Origin of the sequence: Bradyrhizobium acaciae (genome assembly GCF_020889785.1) — a bacterium.
GTDB lineage: Bacteria > Pseudomonadota > Alphaproteobacteria > Rhizobiales > Xanthobacteraceae > Bradyrhizobium > Bradyrhizobium acaciae.
In genome coordinates this window covers 24604-43449 of sequence record NZ_JACMYK010000012.1, presented here as the reverse complement: position 1 = coordinate 43449, position 18846 = coordinate 24604, and the positions used below count along the sequence as shown (strand labels likewise).

At 65.0% G+C, this 18846-nt stretch carries 21 protein-coding genes; 8 read left to right on the top strand and 13 right to left on the bottom strand.

From position 1 onward, the window contains the following. Positions 1 to 20: 20 nt before the first annotated feature. From H8A92_RS08235 to H8A92_RS08225, 3 genes are all read right to left on the bottom strand, one after another. Positions 21 to 1277, bottom strand: coding sequence for an aminopeptidase (locus H8A92_RS08235; RefSeq protein WP_229195340.1), 1257 nt, complete (start codon positions 1275 to 1277; stop codon positions 21 to 23). Positions 1278 to 1392: 115 nt separating this feature from the next. Beyond that, positions 1393 to 2754 carry a class-II fumarase/aspartase family protein gene (locus tag H8A92_RS08230; RefSeq protein ID WP_229195339.1) on the bottom strand — a complete coding sequence of 454 codons (1362 nt, stop codon included), beginning with the start codon at positions 2752 to 2754 and terminating at the stop codon, positions 1393 to 1395. Between the two features lie 70 nt (positions 2755 to 2824). Next, positions 2825 to 3214, bottom strand: a complete 390-nt coding sequence (locus H8A92_RS08225) for a carboxymuconolactone decarboxylase family protein (protein WP_229195337.1) — start codon at positions 3212 to 3214, stop codon at positions 2825 to 2827. A 135-nt stretch (positions 3215 to 3349) separates the two neighbouring features. On the opposite strand from H8A92_RS08225, the gene H8A92_RS08220 reads away from it, so the two are divergent. From H8A92_RS08220 to H8A92_RS08195, 6 genes are all read left to right on the top strand, one after another. Continuing rightward, the gene (locus tag H8A92_RS08220; protein ID WP_229195335.1) at positions 3350 to 4309 is read left to right on the top strand and encodes a Bug family tripartite tricarboxylate transporter substrate binding protein; all 960 of its coding nucleotides are present in this window, start codon (positions 3350 to 3352) and stop codon (positions 4307 to 4309) included. A gap of 19 nt (positions 4310 to 4328) precedes the next feature. Further along, positions 4329 to 5213 (top strand): NAD(P)-dependent oxidoreductase, encoded by an 885-nt coding sequence (locus H8A92_RS08215; protein ID WP_229195333.1) that lies wholly within the window; start codon positions 4329 to 4331, stop codon positions 5211 to 5213. After that, positions 5210 to 6190 carry a Gfo/Idh/MocA family protein gene (locus tag H8A92_RS08210; protein ID WP_229195331.1) on the top strand — a complete coding sequence of 327 codons (981 nt, stop codon included), beginning with the start codon at positions 5210 to 5212 and terminating at the stop codon, positions 6188 to 6190. Before H8A92_RS08215 ends, H8A92_RS08210 begins: the two co-directional genes overlap by 4 nt. A gap of 6 nt (positions 6191 to 6196) precedes the next feature. Further along, complete coding sequence (locus tag H8A92_RS08205) at positions 6197 to 6952, top strand: GntR family transcriptional regulator (protein WP_229195330.1); 756 nt, start codon at positions 6197 to 6199, stop codon at positions 6950 to 6952. A 543-nt stretch (positions 6953 to 7495) separates the two neighbouring features. Next, on the top strand, positions 7496 to 7672 hold the full coding sequence (locus tag H8A92_RS08200; RefSeq protein ID WP_229195328.1) for a hypothetical protein: 177 nt from the start codon (positions 7496 to 7498) through the stop codon (positions 7670 to 7672). A gap of 383 nt (positions 7673 to 8055) precedes the next feature. Next, a complete protein-coding gene (locus H8A92_RS08195; protein WP_229195326.1) occupies positions 8056 to 8556 on the top strand; it encodes a hypothetical protein in 501 nt (166 codons plus the stop codon). Positions 8557 to 8580: 24 nt separating this feature from the next. On the opposite strand, the gene H8A92_RS08190 is transcribed toward H8A92_RS08195, so the two are convergent. Continuing rightward, the gene (locus H8A92_RS08190) at positions 8581 to 9579 is read right to left on the bottom strand and encodes a L,D-transpeptidase family protein (RefSeq protein WP_229195325.1); all 999 of its coding nucleotides are present in this window, start codon (positions 9577 to 9579) and stop codon (positions 8581 to 8583) included. Positions 9580 to 10182: 603 nt separating this feature from the next. Here H8A92_RS08190 and H8A92_RS08185 point away from each other — a divergent pair. Continuing rightward, the gene (locus H8A92_RS08185; protein WP_229195324.1) at positions 10183 to 10455 is read left to right on the top strand and encodes a hypothetical protein; all 273 of its coding nucleotides are present in this window, start codon (positions 10183 to 10185) and stop codon (positions 10453 to 10455) included. A 9-nt stretch (positions 10456 to 10464) separates the two neighbouring features. On the opposite strand, the gene H8A92_RS08180 is transcribed toward H8A92_RS08185, so the two are convergent. Beyond that, on the bottom strand, positions 10465 to 11499 hold the full coding sequence (locus H8A92_RS08180) for a D-alanine--D-alanine ligase family protein (protein WP_229195323.1): 1035 nt from the start codon (positions 11497 to 11499) through the stop codon (positions 10465 to 10467). Then, a complete protein-coding gene (locus H8A92_RS08175) occupies positions 11496 to 12524 on the bottom strand; it encodes a putative zinc-binding metallopeptidase (RefSeq protein ID WP_229195322.1) in 1029 nt (342 codons plus the stop codon). Before H8A92_RS08175 ends, H8A92_RS08180 begins: the two co-directional genes overlap by 4 nt. 252 nt (positions 12525 to 12776) lie before the next feature. On the opposite strand from H8A92_RS08175, the gene H8A92_RS08170 reads away from it, so the two are divergent. Next, positions 12777 to 13214 carry a styrene oxide isomerase gene (locus H8A92_RS08170; RefSeq protein ID WP_229195321.1) on the top strand — a complete coding sequence of 146 codons (438 nt, stop codon included), beginning with the start codon at positions 12777 to 12779 and terminating at the stop codon, positions 13212 to 13214. On the opposite strand, the gene H8A92_RS08165 is transcribed toward H8A92_RS08170, so the two are convergent. From H8A92_RS08165 to H8A92_RS08135, 7 genes are all read right to left on the bottom strand, one after another. After that, positions 13204 to 13581: a type 1 glutamine amidotransferase family protein gene (locus H8A92_RS08165; RefSeq protein ID WP_229195320.1), complete on the bottom strand. Its 378-nt coding sequence runs from the start codon at positions 13579 to 13581 to the stop codon at positions 13204 to 13206. The two genes, H8A92_RS08170 and H8A92_RS08165, sit on opposite strands and share 11 nt — an antisense overlap. Before the next feature lie 69 nt (positions 13582 to 13650). Beyond that, on the bottom strand, positions 13651 to 14931 hold the full coding sequence (locus tag H8A92_RS08160; RefSeq protein WP_229195319.1) for an RNA polymerase sigma factor: 1281 nt from the start codon (positions 14929 to 14931) through the stop codon (positions 13651 to 13653). Between the two features lie 84 nt (positions 14932 to 15015). After that, the gene (locus tag H8A92_RS08155; protein ID WP_163154293.1) at positions 15016 to 15411 is read right to left on the bottom strand and encodes a YciI family protein; all 396 of its coding nucleotides are present in this window, start codon (positions 15409 to 15411) and stop codon (positions 15016 to 15018) included. A gap of 154 nt (positions 15412 to 15565) precedes the next feature. Beyond that, on the bottom strand, positions 15566 to 16261 hold the full coding sequence (locus H8A92_RS08150) for an AprI/Inh family metalloprotease inhibitor (RefSeq protein WP_229195318.1): 696 nt from the start codon (positions 16259 to 16261) through the stop codon (positions 15566 to 15568). Then, positions 16261 to 17244 (bottom strand): 2-hydroxyacid dehydrogenase, encoded by a 984-nt coding sequence (locus H8A92_RS08145; RefSeq protein WP_229195317.1) that lies wholly within the window; start codon positions 17242 to 17244, stop codon positions 16261 to 16263. The genes H8A92_RS08150 and H8A92_RS08145 overlap by 1 nt, the downstream gene beginning before the upstream one ends. Continuing rightward, positions 17244 to 18032, bottom strand: coding sequence for an ABC transporter permease (locus H8A92_RS08140; RefSeq protein ID WP_229195316.1), 789 nt, complete (start codon positions 18030 to 18032; stop codon positions 17244 to 17246). The genes H8A92_RS08145 and H8A92_RS08140 overlap by 1 nt, the downstream gene beginning before the upstream one ends. Beyond that, positions 18029 to 18832 (bottom strand): ABC transporter ATP-binding protein, encoded by an 804-nt coding sequence (locus H8A92_RS08135; protein WP_229195315.1) that lies wholly within the window; start codon positions 18830 to 18832, stop codon positions 18029 to 18031. The genes H8A92_RS08140 and H8A92_RS08135 overlap by 4 nt, the downstream gene beginning before the upstream one ends. Between the last annotated feature and the right edge of the window lie 14 nt (positions 18833 to 18846).

Below are 18846 nucleotides of genomic sequence, written 5' to 3'. Positions count from 1 at the left end.
TGGGCTAGCTAGCTGCGCCCTTACGCCCACTCGCCCTTGCGGAATACCGGCACGCTGCGGCCGTCGGCATGGATGCCGTCGATGTCGGTGTGGGCAGAACCGATCATCCAGTCGATGTGGATCAGGCTCTTGTTGCCGCCCTGCGCGGCGATCTGCTGCGGCGTCAGCTTGTCGCCGTTGACGAAGCATTTCGAATAGCACTGGCCGAGCGCGATGTGCGAGGCGGCGTTCTCGTCGAACAGCGTGTTGAAGAACAGCAGCCCGCTCTTCGAGATCGGTGAGGAATGCGGCACCAGCGCGACCTCGCCGAGGCGGCGCGCGCCCTCGTCGGTGTCGAGCACCTTGTTCAGCACTTCCTCGCCGCGCGAGGCCCTGGCCTCGACGATGCGGCCTTCCTCGAACTTGACCGAGATGTTGTCGATCAGCGTGCCCTGATAGGACAGCGGCTTGGAACTGACGACGTGGCCGCTGACGCGGCGGCAGTGCGGCGTCGTGAACACTTCCTCGGTCGGGATATTGGCATTGCAGACGATGCCGTTCTTGGCGGTCGACGCACCGCCTTCCCATTCATGCCCATCGGCAAGCCCGATCGTGAGATCCATCCCGGGACCGGAATATTTCAGCGCATGGAAGCGCTGGCCGTTCAGCCATTCGGTGCGCTCGCGCAGCTTCGCGTTGTGCTTCTCCCAGGCGGCGACGGCGCCGTCCTGGTCCACCCGCGACGCGGAGAAGATCGCATCCGCCAGCTTGGCCACCGCGACGTCCTCGGCATCGTCAGGAAATACCTGCTTCGCCCACGACGTGCTCGGATAGGCGATGATGTTCCAGTTGGTGTCGAAATTGACGATCTTCTCCAGCGCCGGCTGGTAGGCGATCGAATTGGCCTTGCTGGCGCGCGCAACCTTTGTCGGGTCTTCGCCCGACAGCAGCATCGGGTTGTCGCCGACGATCGCAAGCCGCGCGGTGTTGGCGCCGAACGCCTTCGCCATGCCCTCATAGAGCCAGCCTGCGGCGCGATCGAAGCTCGCGTCGTTGGCGTAGCGGTAGCGCGCAAGCGTCAGCTCTTCGTCCGAGAAGAACGGGGTCACGAGACCCGCACCGGCCTTGTAGGCATGCTCCACGACCCGCCGCACCAGCGGCATTGCCGCCGCAGGCGCGGTCAGCAGCAAATCCTGCCCCGGCTGCAGCTGCAGGCCGACCTTGATTGCGACTTCGGCGAGCCGATCGAGTTTCACCGGATCGATCGAGGCGGAAAGATTGCGTTGATGTGCGGTCATGAAGCGCCGTGTCGTTTGAGGGTCTCTTCAGGATTCGTAGTCCAATTCGATCCGCATTCGCAAGGTTCCCGCCCGCGGCGCCCGATCACGCCACAGCGAGCAATTGCGTCGAATTTTACCGCTTCACAGACGTCAGCACCCGGTCGACCATCTCGGGCGCAAGGCCGAGATAGTTTTTCGGCGCGGTGAGGCGGTCGATCGTCGCCCGATCGATCCGGCTCGCGACGCGATCATCCGCGGCCAGCGCCTCGGCCAGCGTCAGGCCCTTGTCGTTGGCCACACGGCAGGCATCATAAACGACGTCGTGCGCCTCTTGCCGGCCGATCGCGGGCGCAAGGCCCATCATCACGGCTTCAGCAACGATCAGCCCGCGGCTGACGTCGAGATTGTCGGCCATCCGCTTCCCGTCGACGATCAGGCCGCCAAGCGCGAACCTGGCCTGGTGCAAAGCGCCTGCTGTCAGCACAAAACTTTCCGGGATCGCCATCCATTCGGCGTGCCACGGACCGGTGGCTCGTTCGAAATCCTGCACCATCGCGTCCAGCATCAGGCCGGCATGCTGACGCACCGCCTTGGCGGCCGCGAGCATCAGCTCCGACGAGATCGGGTTGCGCTTCTGCGGCATGGTCGAGGACGCGCCGCGTCCCATCACGAAGGGTTCGTAGACCTCGCCGAATTCGGTGGAGGCCATGATCATGATGTCGAGCGCGATCTTGCCGAGTGTTCCCGTGACCAGCGCGAGGTAATTTACCGCTTCCGCCAGACCGTCGCGCGCGACATGCCAGGTCGAGACAGGAACGCCGAGCCCGAGTTCCTCGCACAGCGCCTTTTGGACCTCGAAGCCCTTGTCGCCCAGCGAGGCCAGCGTGCCGGCAGCGCCGGCGAACTGGCCGACCAGTGCGCGCGGCTTCAGCTCTGCCAGTCGCACGGCGTGCCGATCGAACGCGGCGAGCCAGATTGCGGTCTTGTAGCCGAAGGTCACCGGCAGCGCCTGCTGCAAATGGGTGCGGCCGGCCATCGGCGTGTCGCGGTATTTCTTCGAGAGATCGACGAGGATGCCGCGCAACGCAGCGATGTCATCCTCGATGATCCCCAGGCCATCGCGCAGCTGCAGCACCACGGCGGTGTCCATGATGTCCTGGGTGGTCGCGCCCCAATGGACATAGCGGCCGGCCTCACCGCACTGCTTTGCCATCTGATGCACCAGCGGCAGGATCGGGTAGCCGACCACATCGGTCTCCTGCCGCAGCAGATCGAAATCGAACGCGGCGACGTTGGTCCGCTCCGCGATCTGCTCGGCCGCTTCAACCGGAATCACGCCGCAACGCGCTTCGGCCTTCGCCAGCGCGACTTCGACCTCGGCATAGCGCTCGATCAGCCGCAGATCGGAAAACACCTCGCGCATCGCGCGCGTGCCGAAGGCATCGCGGAACAGCACGGAATCGAGCACGGTGGTCGAGGTCGGGAAGGCGGACATGGCAGATCCTTGGGCACATCCTGTTGCCGTCGCAGTCGGCAACGTCCCTATCACGGCACGGGCTGGTGCCCTACCCCTCCGCAGGCGCCTCGCCGAACACCTCGGCTGCGATCTTGCTGGTCTCGATCGCGGCGGGGATGCCGCAATACATCGCGACCAGCAACAGCACGTCCTGCACCTGCGCGGCGGTGCAGCCGTTGGCGAGCGCGCCCTTGGCATGCACGCGGAACTCGGCGGGCTTGCTGCTCGCCGCGGTGATGCCGAGCATCACGAGGCTGCGGATCTGGTCGGACAGCCCGCTGCGCTCCCAGACATCGCCATAGACATAGGCATTGATGATGTTTTGCAGCGGCGTGCCGAAATCGCCCGCGGCCGCCATCCGCTTGGCGACATCGCCTTCGCCGAACATCTTCTGGCGCCGGCGCAGCCCGCGCGCATGGAGATCGCTGATGTCCACCATCGTCTTCTGGCTCCCCTGAATGGGCTATTTATACGGATAAATCCTGCACGCCTCAATATTCCGATAGGCCGGACGCTTGCCATTCGGATATATTTGTCCGTATAAATCTGCAAAAGCAGGCGCGGAGGGACCGGGATGAAGTTACGGCTGGGGCTGCTCGTCGTCCTGCTCGCGGCACTTCCGGGCCTGCCGGCACTCGCAGCGGACGATTTCCCGCAACGGCCGCTCAAGATCATTGTGCCCTTCCCGGCCGGCGCCGGCCCCGACAATGTCGCGCGGCTGGTCGGCCAGCATCTGCAGGACGCATTCGGCCAGACCGTGCTGATCGAGAACCGCGCCGGGGCGCTCGGCAGCATCGGCGCCCAGGAAGTCGCCCGCAGCGCGCCCGACGGCTACACGCTGTTGATGGGCACCAACACCACCCATGCCAGCAACGTCGCGACGCTGAAGAGCCTGCCCTACGATCCGGTGAAAGATTTCGCACCGGTCATCCGCACCACCACGACGGCGATGGTGCTGCTGGTCAACCCGAAGCTTGCGGCCAAGGACCTGCCGCAGTTCCTCAGCTACGCCAAGGCCACGCCCAATTTGACCGCCGGCTACGGCTCCGGCGCATCGCAGCTCTCGATCGCGCAGCTGCAGTCGCGCGGCGGCCTGTCGCTGATTGCGGCCTCCTACCGCGGCGTGCCGCAGGCGATGACCGACGTGATGGCGGGTGTGATCGACCTGACCTTCGGCGATTTCTCGGTCGCGATCCCCCAGATGCAGGGCGGCACCTTGCGCGGCATCGCCGTCACATCCGCGGCGCGCAACGAGCTCACGCCCGGCCTGCCCGCCCTCTCCGAAGCGATGCCCGGCTTCGAGGCCACCATCTGGTACGGGCTGTTCGCGCCGGCCGGTACGCCGGAACCGATCGTCAACAAGATCTACGCCGAGTGCGCCAAATACCTCGCGATGCCGGAGACGAAGAAGAAACTCGCCGATGTCGGCGTGATCGTGGCGCCGCTGACGCCGGCCGAGTTCGGCGCCTTCGTCAAGAGCGAGGTCGTGCGCTGGTCGGCGGAGGTGAAGGCGGCGGGCATCCAGCCGCAATAGCGCGAAGCGGCGTCGCATCATGTCTCACGAGACACCTGTCGGCATGATCGGATTGGGGCTGATGGGATCGGCGCTTTCCGCGCGGCTGATCGACGCCGGCGTAGGCGTGATCGGCTTCGATATCGATGCGGCGAAGACCGATGGGCTGAGGTCGAGCGGCGCCGAGTTCGCGGCCTTCGCCGCCGACGTGGCGGCGCGCTGCCGGACCATCGTCATCGCGGTGTACGACGCGGCCCAGGTCAAGGGATTGCTGCCGGACCTTGCCAGCGCCAGGCTGCCGCCGGTCGTGATCTGCACCACCACCTGCGCGCCGGGCGAGATTACGGCGATCGCCGAATTCGCGGCGCACGCCCGCCTTGGCTTCATCGAAGCGCCGATCTCGGGCACCAGCGCCGAGGTGCGCGCCGGCACGGCCACCGCGCTGGTCGCCGGTGAGGCCGACATCATCGCCGCCGCCGCAACGCTCGACATACTCTGCCCGCAGCGGATCAATGTCGGCGCGATCGGCAATGCCAGCCGCACCAAGCTCGCCATCAACCTGATCCTGCAGAACAACCGCGCCGCGCTGGCCGAAGGCATCGCACTTGCCGAGGCGCTCGGCCTCGACGGCACGACCTTCCTTGCGACCGCGCGGCAATCGGCGGCATATTCCAGAGTGATGGACAGCAAGGGACCGAAGATGCTGGCGCGGGATTTCTCGCCGCAATCGCACATCGCGCAGACCTTGAAGGACGCCGAACTGATCCTGCAGGAGGCCGGCCGGCGCGGCCTGCCCCTGCCGCTGACCTCCGTGCAAGCCGAACTGCTGCGCGCGGCGATCGCGCTTGAGGGCCCGGACAGCGACAGCTCCGCAATCATCGAGGCGATCCGTGCCGGACGCGATCAGGACAAGGACCACTCATGATCAATTGTGCGATCGCGGGCCTCGGCCGCTGGGGCCGCGCGCTGGTCGAGGCTGCGCAGAGCGAGCCCCGGCTCAGGATCGTCAGCGCGGTGGAACCCGACATCCCCGGCGCCGCGAGCTTCTGCGCAGCGCACGGCCTGTCGCCTGCGCCAAGCCTGGAGGCCGTGCTCGCCGAGCCAGGCATCGATGCCGTGCTGCTGGCAACGCCGCATTCGCTGCACAAGGGCCAGGTGATCGCGGCGGCCAGAGCCGGTAAGCAGGTGTTTTGCGAGAAGCCGCTGGCGCTCCGGCGCGACGATGCGGCCGAGATGTTCGCGGCCTGCCGCGACGCCGGCGTGCTGCTCGCAGTCGGGCATAACCGCCGGTTCTGGCCCTCGATGCAGGCGCTGCGCGCGATCGCAGCCTCCGGCGAACTCGGCACGATCCTGCATGCCGAGGGCCACAACAGCAACGAGAACTCGCAGGCCATCACGCAGGGCTGGCGGCTGTCGCCGGAGGAGTCACCCGGCGGCGGGCTGACCGGCGCGGGGCTGCATGTGCTCGACGGCTTCGTCAGCCTGCTTGGTCCGGCACGCCGGGTCTATGCCCGGTTGAGCGAACGCGAGGCGGGACCGCCGCCGCTCGACACTGCAACTTTAGCGATTGAATTTGTGAATGGCGTCAATGCAACCCTTGCGACGATCCGCGCAACACCGTTCTATTGGCGCGTGCATGTGTTCGGAACGAAGGGATCGGCAGAGGTGCTCGACGAGGGGACGATGGTGCTACGGACATCCGGCGAAGCACCTGCGACGAGGCGTTATCCGGCCGTCAACACGCTCACCGCGGAACTCGCCGCCTTTGCCGACGCGGTCGAAGGCAGACAGCCGTTCCCGGTACCGGAGGCAGATGTGCTCGCGACGCTCGCCGCGTTCGAGGCCGCGCTGCAATCGATGCAGACAGGACATCCGGTTGCCTGCCATACGGCATACCAGTGACTTGCCATGTCTGAACAACCGGACCGAGCGAGATCGTCCCGCTACCGCGACATCGCCACCGGACTGCAGAAGGACATCCGGCTCGGCACCTACACGGTCGGTAATCTGCTGCCGACCGAAACCGAATTGATGGCGAGCTACCAGGCGAGCCGCCAGACCGTGCGCGAGGCGCTGCGCATCCTAATCGACCAGGGCCTGATCGTGCGCCGCGCCGGCCTCGGTTCGGTGGTGATCGCCTCGGAGCCGCCGGTGCTGTTCACCCACAGCGTCAAGTCGCTCGGCGAGTGGCTGCGCTATTCCAACGAAACCTACCGCGACGTCGTTGCCAGCAGCGACATCGTGGCCGACCGCAAGCTGGCGGGACTTCTGAAATGCGAGCCCGGCAGGAGCTGGTTCCTGATCGAGGCGGTGCGCCGCTCGGACCAGTTCGCCGCGCCGCTCGGTTGGACCGAGATCTACGTGCTGCGCCGGTTCGCCGATGTGGTGACACGCAGCGACCACGGCCGCACCCCGGTGCACGAGCAGATCGCCAAGATGTACGGCCAGGTCACCGAGCGCGCGCAGATGGAGATCTTCGTCCGGGGCATGCCCGCGCCGATCGCCAAGTCGCTCGGCGTCAAGACCGGCTCGCCGGCGCTCACCGTGGTCCGCCGCTACTACGGTGTACGCGAGGAACTGTTCGAGGTGACCATCACCACGCACCCCGAAGGGCGCTACACCTACACGATGGACATGCAGCGCTCGCTTCGCCCGAAGCTCTAGCCGGGCCTCTCGGGCGCTACCGCGCCCGGGCCAGATGCGTGTTGGCGGAGGTATGTGCCATCTGCGGGGTACCGCTCACGCCCCATATCACGACCGCGATCAGCGCGGCCGCCCAGACATATGGCACAGCATTCGGCTTCTTCATTTCCGAGATCAACCCCAACGTCTCAGGAGGACCGGCGGACCTCACGACCCAGATCGTGAATCTCACGACCACAGTTGTCAGCGTCTCACCAGGCCCCGTCCTTCACAACGCTACTAAGGTTAGACCTTGTCGGTTTCAGGACGTCTTCGCGCGATTCCGGAAATGATTTCGTGGGAACCGAGCGTTCTCATCCGAATTGATGAGATCGCAGGTCCCCGCCTGAATGCGGTTGTGTTCGCGGCGAGGCTCAGACGAGGCCCGAGAGAATTTCCTGCCCAAATTTGAGTCAGTTGCACAACAAACATTCCAAACGGCATCGGCTGAATTCTTTTTGATTGTCGTGCCGACGCTGGTCGTGGCATCACGGCGTGTGACGCTGCGATGACAAGGGTTCTCCCGTGACTGCCCAACCGGCCAAACCGCAAGGCGGCTCCCGCCGCCACTCCAAGGAAACGCAGGACGAGGTTGCGCGGTCGCTGGAACGGGAGCTGAGGTTCTTGTCGGAAGAGCGCCAGGAACGTGCGCTGCGGCTCGGCTTCGACATTGCGGCCAAGCCGCCGAAGGTGGACCAATAAGGCCGCCGCCGCGCCTAAGCTGAGAGGCGCGCTTCTTCCGCGGGTCGTCGCTGCGAAAGCAGGGACCCATACTCCGCGGCGGATGTAATGAGCAGGACTCGTCGTTCCGCCGTCCTTCAACGTCAGGCATCTGTGGCTATGGGTCTCTGCTTTCGCAGGGATGACACCAGATGTGTTGCGCGGTCGGTGGACGATGGCTTCGCATTCTCGCGGCATGATTGCCCGAGCCTTACTCTTCGTTCCGCCCGTTCTTGCAGCGGGCGCAGGGAGCTTGCGCCGTCGGGCAATCGGTTGCATGGGCCCGCGCCTGCCCTCGCTCGTCATTCCGGGGCGGCCCAAAGGGCTGAGCCCGGCATCCATCGCGCGTCAGTGTTGGTGGTGAAATGGATTCCGGACTCGTGCTTCGCACGCCCCGGAATGACGAAGCGAGCGTGCCCCGAAAACAAAACAGACAGGATCTACTGCGCGCCCTGCACTTCCGCATCGACCTGCGCTTCGTCGCCGAAGCGATTCGCGCCGCGGGATTTGTCCGCGAAGCCTCGTCGGCGATCGCGGAGAATCTTCGCTCGGAAGCCGTTGCTGCCGATGTCAAGATGCCGAACGGGACTAACGGCCTCGCGCGCGCTGCGGCCTGCTGCGAATTCTCGGAGACTTCAATGCTCGGCCGCCCCGACGATAAGGAAGCCCTCAGACTCACGCTGGCGTTCTATTGCATCATGGAGCCGGACAAGCGCGCAATCATTCTAAGCCTCGCCGAACAATTTGCTCGCACATCGCAAGCCGTCGAGGGCTGCGTGCACTTCCTGTTGCTGGACGACAGCCTGCCTGCGAGTCACGATGCGATGCCGGAATTCCTGAGCAGAAAACGTCCGACCGACCAATAGCCGTCGTCTCCTGCGGTCACCGCATTATCGTGCGCCCTCGACGAATGTAACCGGCGTCCCCTTCGCGACGCCGGCCGCAACGCGCAGCGCATCCCAGTTCGTGAGCCGGACGCAGCCATGGGATGCCGCCTTGGAGACCAGGCCGGGATTGCCGGTGCCGTGAATGCCGTAGCCTTCCCCCGAGAGGTTGATCCACACCACGCCGACCGGATTGTTAGGGCCGGGCCTGATCGTGAACGGCTTGTTTGATTTGACGCCCTTGAACTTGTATTTGGGATTGTAGCGATAGGTCGGGTTCTTGTTGACCGCAGTCACCTTCAACGTGCCGGTCGGCGTGGGCTTCTCGGCGCTGCCGACCGTCGCGGGATAGAAGGCGAGCAGCTTCCCCGCAGCGTCGAATGCGCTGAGCGTCTGTCGGGTCTTGTCGACTTCCAGGCGCGCAATCGCCGGAGGCTTTGCGACGTCGAGCACGTTCGCAACCGCGATAGTCTCGCCGGCCTTGTCGAACTTCCGTCCGGGATTGAGTGCCTGAAGCAGCGCCTCGCTCATATGGAATTTCTCGGCGAGCGCCTCGCGCGGGCTGGTGTAATTCAGCGCCGGCAGACTCTTCATGCTCTCCATCTTTACGGGGACCTTCGCCAGGAACGGGCCTTTCACATCAGCGTCGACGATCGTGTAATTGACGATCGCGGCGCCTTCGCTGGCAGAGGTGAGCCTGGTCCAGAGATCCGGCGTCACGGCCTTGTCGAACGACAATCCGTTCGCAGTGGCGAACGCAGTGAGTGCCTTCTGCGCGTTCTCGCCAAGCTCGCCGTCGATCTCACCGGGGGAGAAATGCGCGCGATCGAGCAGGATCTCTAGCTTGGCAATGGAAGCGTTGATCTGTTGCCTGCCCGGCAATTTTGCCGGTGGTGCCGCAGCGTCGTTGATCGCGGCGGCATCGAGGCCGGCCGCGATCGCGGGCGCGGCCGGGGCAAGCAAAAGGACGAGAGCAAAAGGCGCAACGGAAAAATGTCGGAACATCGCGTATCCCAACGTGGCTACCTTCCGTAAAGTTACGGCAAGCGCCGAAGTTCCAATGTGCAAAGCTGCGGCGGAACGGCAGAGATCACCGCTTTGGCGCAATCGACCCGCTAAGAGTCGCTATCCGAAATGCACTTGCGCGCAGCTCACATCACAATTCAGGTCTCACGAAGTAAATGCGATTCGTCATCGCAGCGCTTGCCGTGTTTCTTGTCTTGATGCTCGACGTCGATCGGTCGCCAGGCTCACTCGACGCCTCCACAACGCGCCTACGGCGCGGACGAAGCCGCAAGACTCGGCAGCGGCGCAAACTGCATCTCCGCAATGGCGGAGCCGGCATACGCGCTGGCGATCAGGATCATGACTCGAATGGCGACGAACATGGTGCCTCCTCAGTGTTTTTCTTGGTCTCTCAATGCCAGAGACTTCTTTCCCGCCGGTGAGGAAAGCTGGTTGCCGCAACCTTGAAGGCATTGGTAAGCGAGCTCTTTACGCAGCCGCGTTCATCAGTTGGGAACCGTATCGGCCGATCGACCGGCCCGCTCAACGCGCGGTTCACCCTTGCCGGGCATTGTTCGCCTCAATCAAGAAGGCGCAAACACAATGCCGATTTTCAGGACGATCCTTGTTGTCGTATCGATTTTTCTTGCCGGCTTGTACGTCTACGATACCTGCCGCCGCAATGCGCTCGCCATGCCGGGTTCGGTAAACGAAATCCTTGCACGACGGTGGCCGGAACCGAATGCGTTTCATCCGACCATGGCGTCCGCTCCCGTCGCCACTGCGAACGCGACGCCGGCGGCGCGTGTTAGGGAAACGTTTGCGATGTTCATCCCGAGGGACGCACGGCGCCATCTGATGCAGCGCAGCCTTTGACGGCTTGGTTCAGCCCAGGGATACGCCGGCCTTGGCGCGGCTGATTCCGAGCGTCAGGATGCGGTTCAACAGACCTGGGTAGTCCAGTCCATCATGCCCGGCCGCTGTCGCGAACTCCTGGCTCTTCGCGATCTCGGGATTGGGATTGGCCTCAATGAAAAATGGAACGCCATTGGTGGACAGGCGAAAGTCGATACGCGCGTACCCATCGAGCCCGAGCGTCCGGTAGATGCGTTTCGCCAGCCGCTGAATGTGTGCGGATAGTTCGGGCGTCAGGTCCTCGGCCGGGCCATCGACAATCCCGACGCGTTCCTGATAGCTGGTGTCGTGCTTGACCTTCTCGGTCGCAATCTGCCGCGCCACCGGGCCGCCCATGCTGCCGAATTTCAATTCCCAAACCGGCAAGACCCGTAGCCGGTTATTGCCGAGCACGCCGACATAGAGCTCGCGTCCCTCGATGAACTGCTCGGCGATCGCGGCCGTTCCGATCCGCTCATGGATGAAGGCGACGCGCTCCACGAGCTTCTCGTCGGTATCGACGATCGATGCCTGCGAGATCCCGAGCGATCCATCGCTGCTCAGGCTCTTGACGATCAGCGGCAGCGCCAGCCGCGGCGGCCGCTTGACCTTGCGCCGCATCGGGAACACGGCGAAGGCCGGCACCGGGATGCGGCGGTGATGCACCAGCGTCTTGGACAGATCCTTGCCGCGCGCCAGGATCAGACCGCGCGGATTGCAGCCAGTATACGGGATCTTCATCAGCTCCAGATAGCTCGCGATGTGCTGGTCGTACACGACGTTGTAGTGAAACTCCTCCAGCAGCGTGAACACCACGTGCGGCTTGAAGCCTTCGATCTCGTCGCGCACCGGCTTGATTTCTTCTTGCACGCCGAGCGGACGAACCTCATGACCGGCCGCGCGCAGGGTGCTCACGACGTCGTATTCGGTTTTCCATTCATTGATCTCCCGCGCGGAGTAGCCATCGCTGGAGTCGGGCGGAACACAGTCCGGGTGCATCAGCACCAGAATGCGAAAGTGTTTCATAGCGCGATCCATTTGCGGCGCGACGGGCCGAACAGCGCGTGCATGGTCTTGGCGGTCAGCAGGATGGTGAAGTTGGTCACGAGCTTCTGCTCGGGGCCGACCGCACGCAGGTTGAGCTCGCGGCAGCGCAAGATCATGTCGTCAAGCACGGCGTCGAGCGTCAACTGGTTCTCGCCCGTCCACCGCGCGACCAGCTGCCTGATCTGGGCGCGGTGCCGCCTGATGAAAGATGCGGCCGGCGGATGCCGATGATGCCGCGGATCGGCGGAGAACAGTTTTGACAGATCGCGGTCGTAGGTCTTCGGCGGCGTGAAGGCGTAGAACGCCTGTTTCTTCTTGTAGTGCTCGCCGAGCGTCTGCTTGAGCGCATGCAGCGGATCGACGCGCTCGCGCGTCGTGAGCAGCGGCCGCTTGCCGGCGATCTCGCCCATCAGCTCGTCGACATATTCGAGCTTCTTCATCGCCGGCCAGCCGGCATAGCGCGTCCGCCAGTTCGACCGCGGCCGCAGCCACACCGCGAAGGTCTCGGCAAAATCCTCGTCGGGATGGCTCTGCGCGTACCAGAGCCTGAGATGCTGGACATAATTGCGGCTGGCCGGATTGGGCCGGTAGTAGCGCGGATAGTGTTGCGACGACGGGCCGAACAGCTGCTGCCAGCGCCGGCGGCGTTGCAGCTGGTAGCCGTGCTGTATGGCGTGCCCCGCCTCGTGACGGAGAATGGCCATGCACTCGGACCACGAGGCGCCCTCGACGTCGAGCATCATCTTCTTCTCGAGCTTCATCAGGCGGGGATGGGCGAGATAGAATGGAATGGCGATGCCGGGCACATCGGCCGGGCTGAACCATTCGCTCGAAATCCATGTATGCGGCCGCAGCCGGATGCCCCGCTCTTCGAGCTCTTCGTAAAGCGTGCTGACACAATCCGCGAGCCAGGTGCCCTCGACGGCAACCCTCAAACTACTGAGGCGTTGCTCGAGCAACTGCGCATCCGTGAGCTTCTCCCAGGCATATTTGCGGCGCGGCATGGGCTTCCAAAATCAAAAACAAATCGGAATCTGGATGGTGTCATAGGTTGCCGCCGGCAACAACCGCCGGGCCTTTGTGGACAGGGCCCGGTCCGGGGCGGCGTTGCGCCACCCCCTGGCCGCGTCGTGCTTCCGCCAAGAGCCGGCGGGCAGCGCGGAGAGCCCGGGTCACGGGTCCAGGTCGCGACCGGCGCCTTCGCGCTTTCTGCTATGGTCAGTCATTATTGGGGCAAGGCTACAAAAGGGGCGAGAATGGATTACAGACGACGGCTGCTGTTTCACGGCATGGCCCTGTTCCTGATCGGGCTGCTGACCGGTCTCATCGAGCAGCACTTCACCAACGTGCGGATGGCGCTCGCGGCGCATCTCGAAGGCGTCATGAACGGCACGTTCCTGCTCGCGGTCGGCGCAATCTGGAGCGAGGTGAGACTGTCGCACCGCGCCAGCGTCGCAGCTTATTGGGCGCTGCTCTGCGGAACGTACGGCAACTGGGCCGTGACGACACTCGCCTCCGTTCTCGGAACCGGTGCACTCTCGCCGGTCACGGCCGCCGGGCGGAGTGCCGCGCAGTGGCAGGAAACGCTGGTGACCGCCGGGTTCGTCTCGATCGGGCTTGCGATCATCGCAGCATCGATCCTGCTGTTGTGGGGGCTGCGCGGCAAGGCTGTGCCCGTTGCGCCTAAGGCTTGACCCAGCGCTGTACGGCCGCCGCGGTGTCGGCCGGATTGGTGTTGAAGCAGATGGCGGCGCCGGGCGCGAGCCGATGCACCAGATTGAGGATCTGCTCGAACAGCAGCAGGCGCTCCGGCGGCTCGCGCAGCCCGGCGCCGATCACGACGCAATCGTAGCGGCGCGCGTTGAGGGCCGTCGCGGTCACCGCTTCCGCGGTCTCGCCGAGGTCGACCAGGCAGCTCTCCACGTCATAGCCGAGCGTCCGCAGGCCCTCGATCTGCGCGTCGATGTAGCTGCGCACGAGTTCGGGAGTGAACTGCGGCATGACGGACAGGTCGACGAAGGTGGGGTCGAGCCCGATCGCCAGCACGGATGGCTTCGTCATTTTGGTGGTTCCTGATCGGTTTGCGATTCCGCAAGCATGCCCGCGATTTGAGTCGAAATCGCGGAGCCGTCAGCGACAGCCGTGGTCCTGCGCAGCGCGTGCGGCGGCGGCGCGGCGCTTGAGGAACTCGCGTTCGCGCGCGTTGCCGGCCAATGCGGCGGCGGCCTCGAACGCGGCGTGCGCCTCGGCGAAGCGGCTGAGCTTGTGCAGCAGATCGCCGCGCACGCTCGGCAGCAGATGATAGGACTTCAGCGCCGGTTCGTCGGCGAGACCGTCGACGATCGCAAGCGCCGCCTGCGGCCCCTCGGCCATGCCGATCGCGACCGCACGATTGAGCGCAATCACCGGCGAATCCAGCAGCGCGGCGAGATCGCCGTACAGCGCGGCGATGCGGCGCCAGTCGGTCGCATCTGACGTGTCGGCCTCGGCGTGGCAGGCAGCGATCGCGGCCTGCAGCACATAGAAGCCGCCGGCGCCGCCGAGCTCGCGGGCGCGCGCCAGCGCCAGGCGCCCGCGGCGGATCTGCAGGTGGTCCCACTGCGCGCGATTCTGGTCCATCAGCAGGATCGGCTCGCCGGCCGCATCGGTGCGCGCCGCCAGCCGCGAGGCGTTGAACTCCATCAGCGCCAGCAGCCCGTGCGCCTCCGGCTCCGACGGTGCGATCGAGGTCAGCACACGGCCGATGCGCAGCGCCTCGTTGCAGAGCTGCGGGCGCAGCCATTCGTCACCGCGGGCCGCGGTATAGCCCTCGTTGAAAATCAGGTAGACGACCTCAAGCACGGAGGCGAGCCGTTCGGACAGCTCCTCGCCGCGCGGCGTCTCGTAGACGAGACCGGATTCCGACAGCGTGCGCTTGGCACGCACGATGCGCTGGGCGATGGTTGCCTCGGCTTGCAGGAAGGCGCGCGCGATCTCCTCGGTGGTGAGGCCGCAGATCATCCGAAGCGCCAGCGCCGCACGGGCTTGCCGCGACAACAGCGGATGGCAGGCGGTGAAGATCAGCCGCAGCAATTCGTCACCGATATCGTCGTCGAGCGCGGAATCAAGATCGGGCATGGTGTCCTGCTCCCGCGCCAGATCGTGCGCCAGCATACCGTGCCGCTCGACGAGCATCCGAGCACGGCGCAGATGATCGAGCGCACGGCGCTTGGCGACCGCCATCAGCCAGGCGCCGGGCTTTTCCGGAACGCCGTCGGCGGGCCAATGTTCGAGCGCGGCGACCAGCGCTTCCTGGGTCAGATCTTCGGCCAGCGGCACGTCGCGCAGCATCCGCGACAGGCTGGTGATCAGCCGCGGCTGCTCGATGCGCCACACCGCAAGGATGGTTGCCTGGATGTCGGCGGCCGTCATCGCCGCCGACCTGATATCTCTGCTCGTCGCGTTTTCTTCACGCGAAGCGGTGTCCACCTCGCTTGAAACGTTCCGGTTCGCGCATCAGGCTAAGGCGGATACATCGACCTGGCAGGCGCCGTCGACGCCCGGGGTGGCGAACGGACGCACCTCGCAGGTGCCGTCCCAGCCCGGCATATGCTCCTTGTGCAGCTGCATGAACTCGACGGCGGCCGCGACGGCCTCCTCCTTGCTGCGCAGCTCGAAGATCGCGTAGCCGCCGATCATCTCCTTGGTCTCGACGAAGGGCCCGTCGATGACATTGAGCTTGCCGTCGGTGATGCGCACCTGGGCGCCCATCGCGACCGGCAGCAGACCGCCGGTGTCGATCATGCGGCCCGCCTTGATTTCCCGCTCGGCGAGCTTGCCCATCGCCTCCATCAGCGCCGGCGTCGGCGGGCGCGGGGGCTGGGACGAGGTGACGATATACATGAACCGCATGGGAAAACTCCTGTTGGGCGAGAAGCGGCGATGATCGCCGCAAAATCGGCTCGCTATGGGGGACGACGATCCGGGGGCGGCCGGATCGACATGAGGTCGGGAATTATTTTGGAGAGATTCGGCCGGAAATTCGTCCCGTTCCGGCCGGCGCGAATTACTGCTCCCGCAGCATGATCAGCGGGTCGGCGCTGTCGGGGACGCGGCGCCACTGGGCGTTATCGTCGGCCTCGAACTGCCAGGTCTCGCCCTTGGGCGACATCAGGATCATCTGACCGTGGTCGAGCCGCCACAGCGTCGGATTGAAGGCCGCGACCGCAGAATCGCACTTGCCTTTCAGGAACACCTGGAAATTGTCGTTGCCGGCCTCGGTGTTGGTCAGCACCAGGGCGCAGATCGCCTGGCCGTTGCCGCGGACCATCGACCAGTCGCCGATCATCTGGTCCATCGACTTGGCGAGCGAGCGGGCCGCTGCGAGGTTTTGCAGGATGTAGACGCCCTCGTTGGTGCGCATCCCTTCGAAGATGCCGGTCTCGACCTCGGTGAAATCGATCACCGCCTCGCCGGCCGCGTTGTGCAGCCGCACGATGTCGCCGAGGCCCTTGATGCTCCAGCCGGTGATGTCCTTGGTGAAGGGCAGCGCGGCGGCGCAGGCCGGCTCGAGCTCGAGCTTGAAGCCCTGCGGCGTCGCATCGCTCTTCAGCGTCACGACGCAGGTCTTGCTGCGCTCGGTCGTGGCGAGCTCCCACTGCCCGATCATGTCCTTCTTCAACGTCGAGGCGTCCTGCGCGGCTGCCGGACCGCACGCGGCCAGCAGCACAAGCAGCACGACGTTGAAGCGGGACGAGGCCATCAGCGATCCCTGACGGGCGTTTCCGCAACCGGGGTCAGCGGCGGCCTGCCGGCGAACCAGTTCGTGATGTTGTCGACCACGAGCTGGTCCATCGCATTGCGCGTCACCACCGAGGCCGAACCGATATGCGGCAGCAGCACGACGTTCTGCATCGCCTTCAATTCGTCCGGCACGTTTGGTTCGGCCGCGAACACGTCGAGACCGGCGGCGAGGATGGTGCCGGATTTCAGCGCCGCGACCAGCGCCGGCTCATCGACCACCGAGCCGCGCGCGACATTGATCAGCACGCCGCGCGGGCCGAGCGCCTTCAGCACGTCGGCGTTGATCATCTTCGCCGTCGAGGCGCCGCCCGGCACGATGACGATCAGGGTGTCGACCGCCTTCGCCATCTCGATCAGGTCGGGATAGTGCTTGTAGGCGACGTCCTTGGATGGATTGCGCGAATGATAGGACACCGGCACCCGCGAGGCTTCGAGCCGCCGCCCGATCGCCTGGCCGATCCGGCCCATGCCGACGATGCCGATCTTGCGATCGCGCAGCGAGCCGACGCTGAGCGGATAATTCTGGGTCTGCCACAGGCCGGAGCGCACATAGCGGTCGGCCTTGACGAATTCGCGCAGCGTCGCGATCAGCAGCCCCATCGCGACGTCGGCGACCTCCTCGGTCAGCACGTCGGGCGTGTTGGTGACCACGATATTGTGATCGCGCGCATAAGCAGAATCGACGTGGTCGTAGCCGACGCCGAAGCTGCCGACGATTTCGAGCTTCGGAAACAGCGCCATCGCGGTCCTGTCGGTCGCCATCGTGTGATAGGTGACGGCGATGCCGCGGATCTTGCCCATCGTGTCGGGCGTCAGCCGCTCGAGGTCGCCGCGGCTCTCGGCACGGTGCAGCACATACTGATCGGAAAAGCCGTTTTCGAGGATTGGCCGGATCGGTCCATAAACCAACAGATCGATCTTTTCGGAAGAAATCGGGGCCATCAATTGTCCTTTCCTAACGCGCTCTCATGCCAACGCCGCAACAGGAGGTGCGAAACTAACGCCAGCAACCCATAGATGACAATCCCGGCCAGCGATAGCAGCAGAAGGGCTGCGAACATGCGGGGAATATTCAGCCGGTAGCCTGATTCAGCGATCCGGAACGCGAGGCCCGAGCCAGCGCCGGCGCTGCCTGCCGCGATCTCCGCGACCACGGCGCCGATCAGCGACAGGCCGCCCGCGATGCGCAGGCCGCCGAGGATATAGGGCAGCGCCGCCGGCAGCTTCAGGAACAGCAGCGCCTGCAGCTTTGATGCGCCATAAAGTTGAAACAATCCGGCGAGGTTGCGATCGACTGAATTGAGGCCGAGCGTGGTGTTCGACAGCACCGGAAAGAACGCCACGATCCAGGCGCAGACGATCACGGCGGTCTGTTGTTGCAGATAGATCAGCAGCAGCGGCGCGATCGCGATGACGGGCGTCACCTGTAGCACCACCGCGTAGGGAAACAGCGAATATTCCAGCCATTTCGACTGGTTGAACAACAGCGCCAGCACCACGCCGCCGACCGCTGCGGCAACGAAGCCTTCGAGCGTGGTCAGCAGCGTGACGCCGAGCGATTGCGACAGAATCGGCCAGTCCGCGACAAGCGTCTTCAGCACCAACAAAGGACTCGGCAGCACATAGGGCTGGATGTCATAGGCGCGGACGATCGCTTCCCAGAGCACGAGGCCTGCGGCAAACACCGCAAGCGGAAGCAGAAAGCGGACGAGGTCCTGAGGAGACTTCATGCGCCCGCCTGCCCTGCGTAAGACGGCGCCAGCGCACCCGAGACTTCGCGGCAGAACGCGGCATATTCGGCCGAGGTGCGGAATTCCTCGCCGCGCGGCTCCGGCGAGGTGATGCGAAACTCGGCGCCGATCCGGCCCGGCCGCGCCGTCATCACGATCACGCGCTGCGAGAGATAGACCGACTCGAACACCGAGTGCGTCACGAAGATGACCGTCTTGTGCAGGTTGCGCCACAGCGACAGCAGGTCGTTGTTGAGGCGAAAGCGCGTGATCTCGTCGAGCGCCGCGAACGGCTCGTCCATCAGCAAGATATCCGGATCGGTGACCAGCGCGCGCGCCAGCGACACCCGCATCCTCATGCCGCCAGACAATTCGCGCGGGTAGGCGCCGGCAAAATCCGCAAGCCCGACCTGATCGAGCGCAGCGGCGATGCGCGCATCGGCATCGGCCGCCGGCGCATGGGCGAGCTTCAGCGGCAGGCGGACATTGTCGCGCACATTGGCCCACGGCATCAGGGTCGGCTCCTGAAACACGAAGCCTATCCTGTGGCTGCCGCGCTGCTCCGTGCCGTGATGCGAGAGCTCGACCGTGCCGGCGCTCGGCCTGGAGAGGCCGGCGATCAGCCGCAGCGCGGTGGATTTACCGCACCCGGAAGGTCCGAGCAGCGAGACGAACTCGCCGCTGGCGACGTCGAGGTCGAGCGGCCCGAGCGCCGCTACGCCGCTGTCGTAAGTCTTGGCGACGCCGCGCAGGCGCACCGCTGACCCGGCATCAGATCCAGACAACGCAGGCTCCGCCATCGCGATTTCGCAGC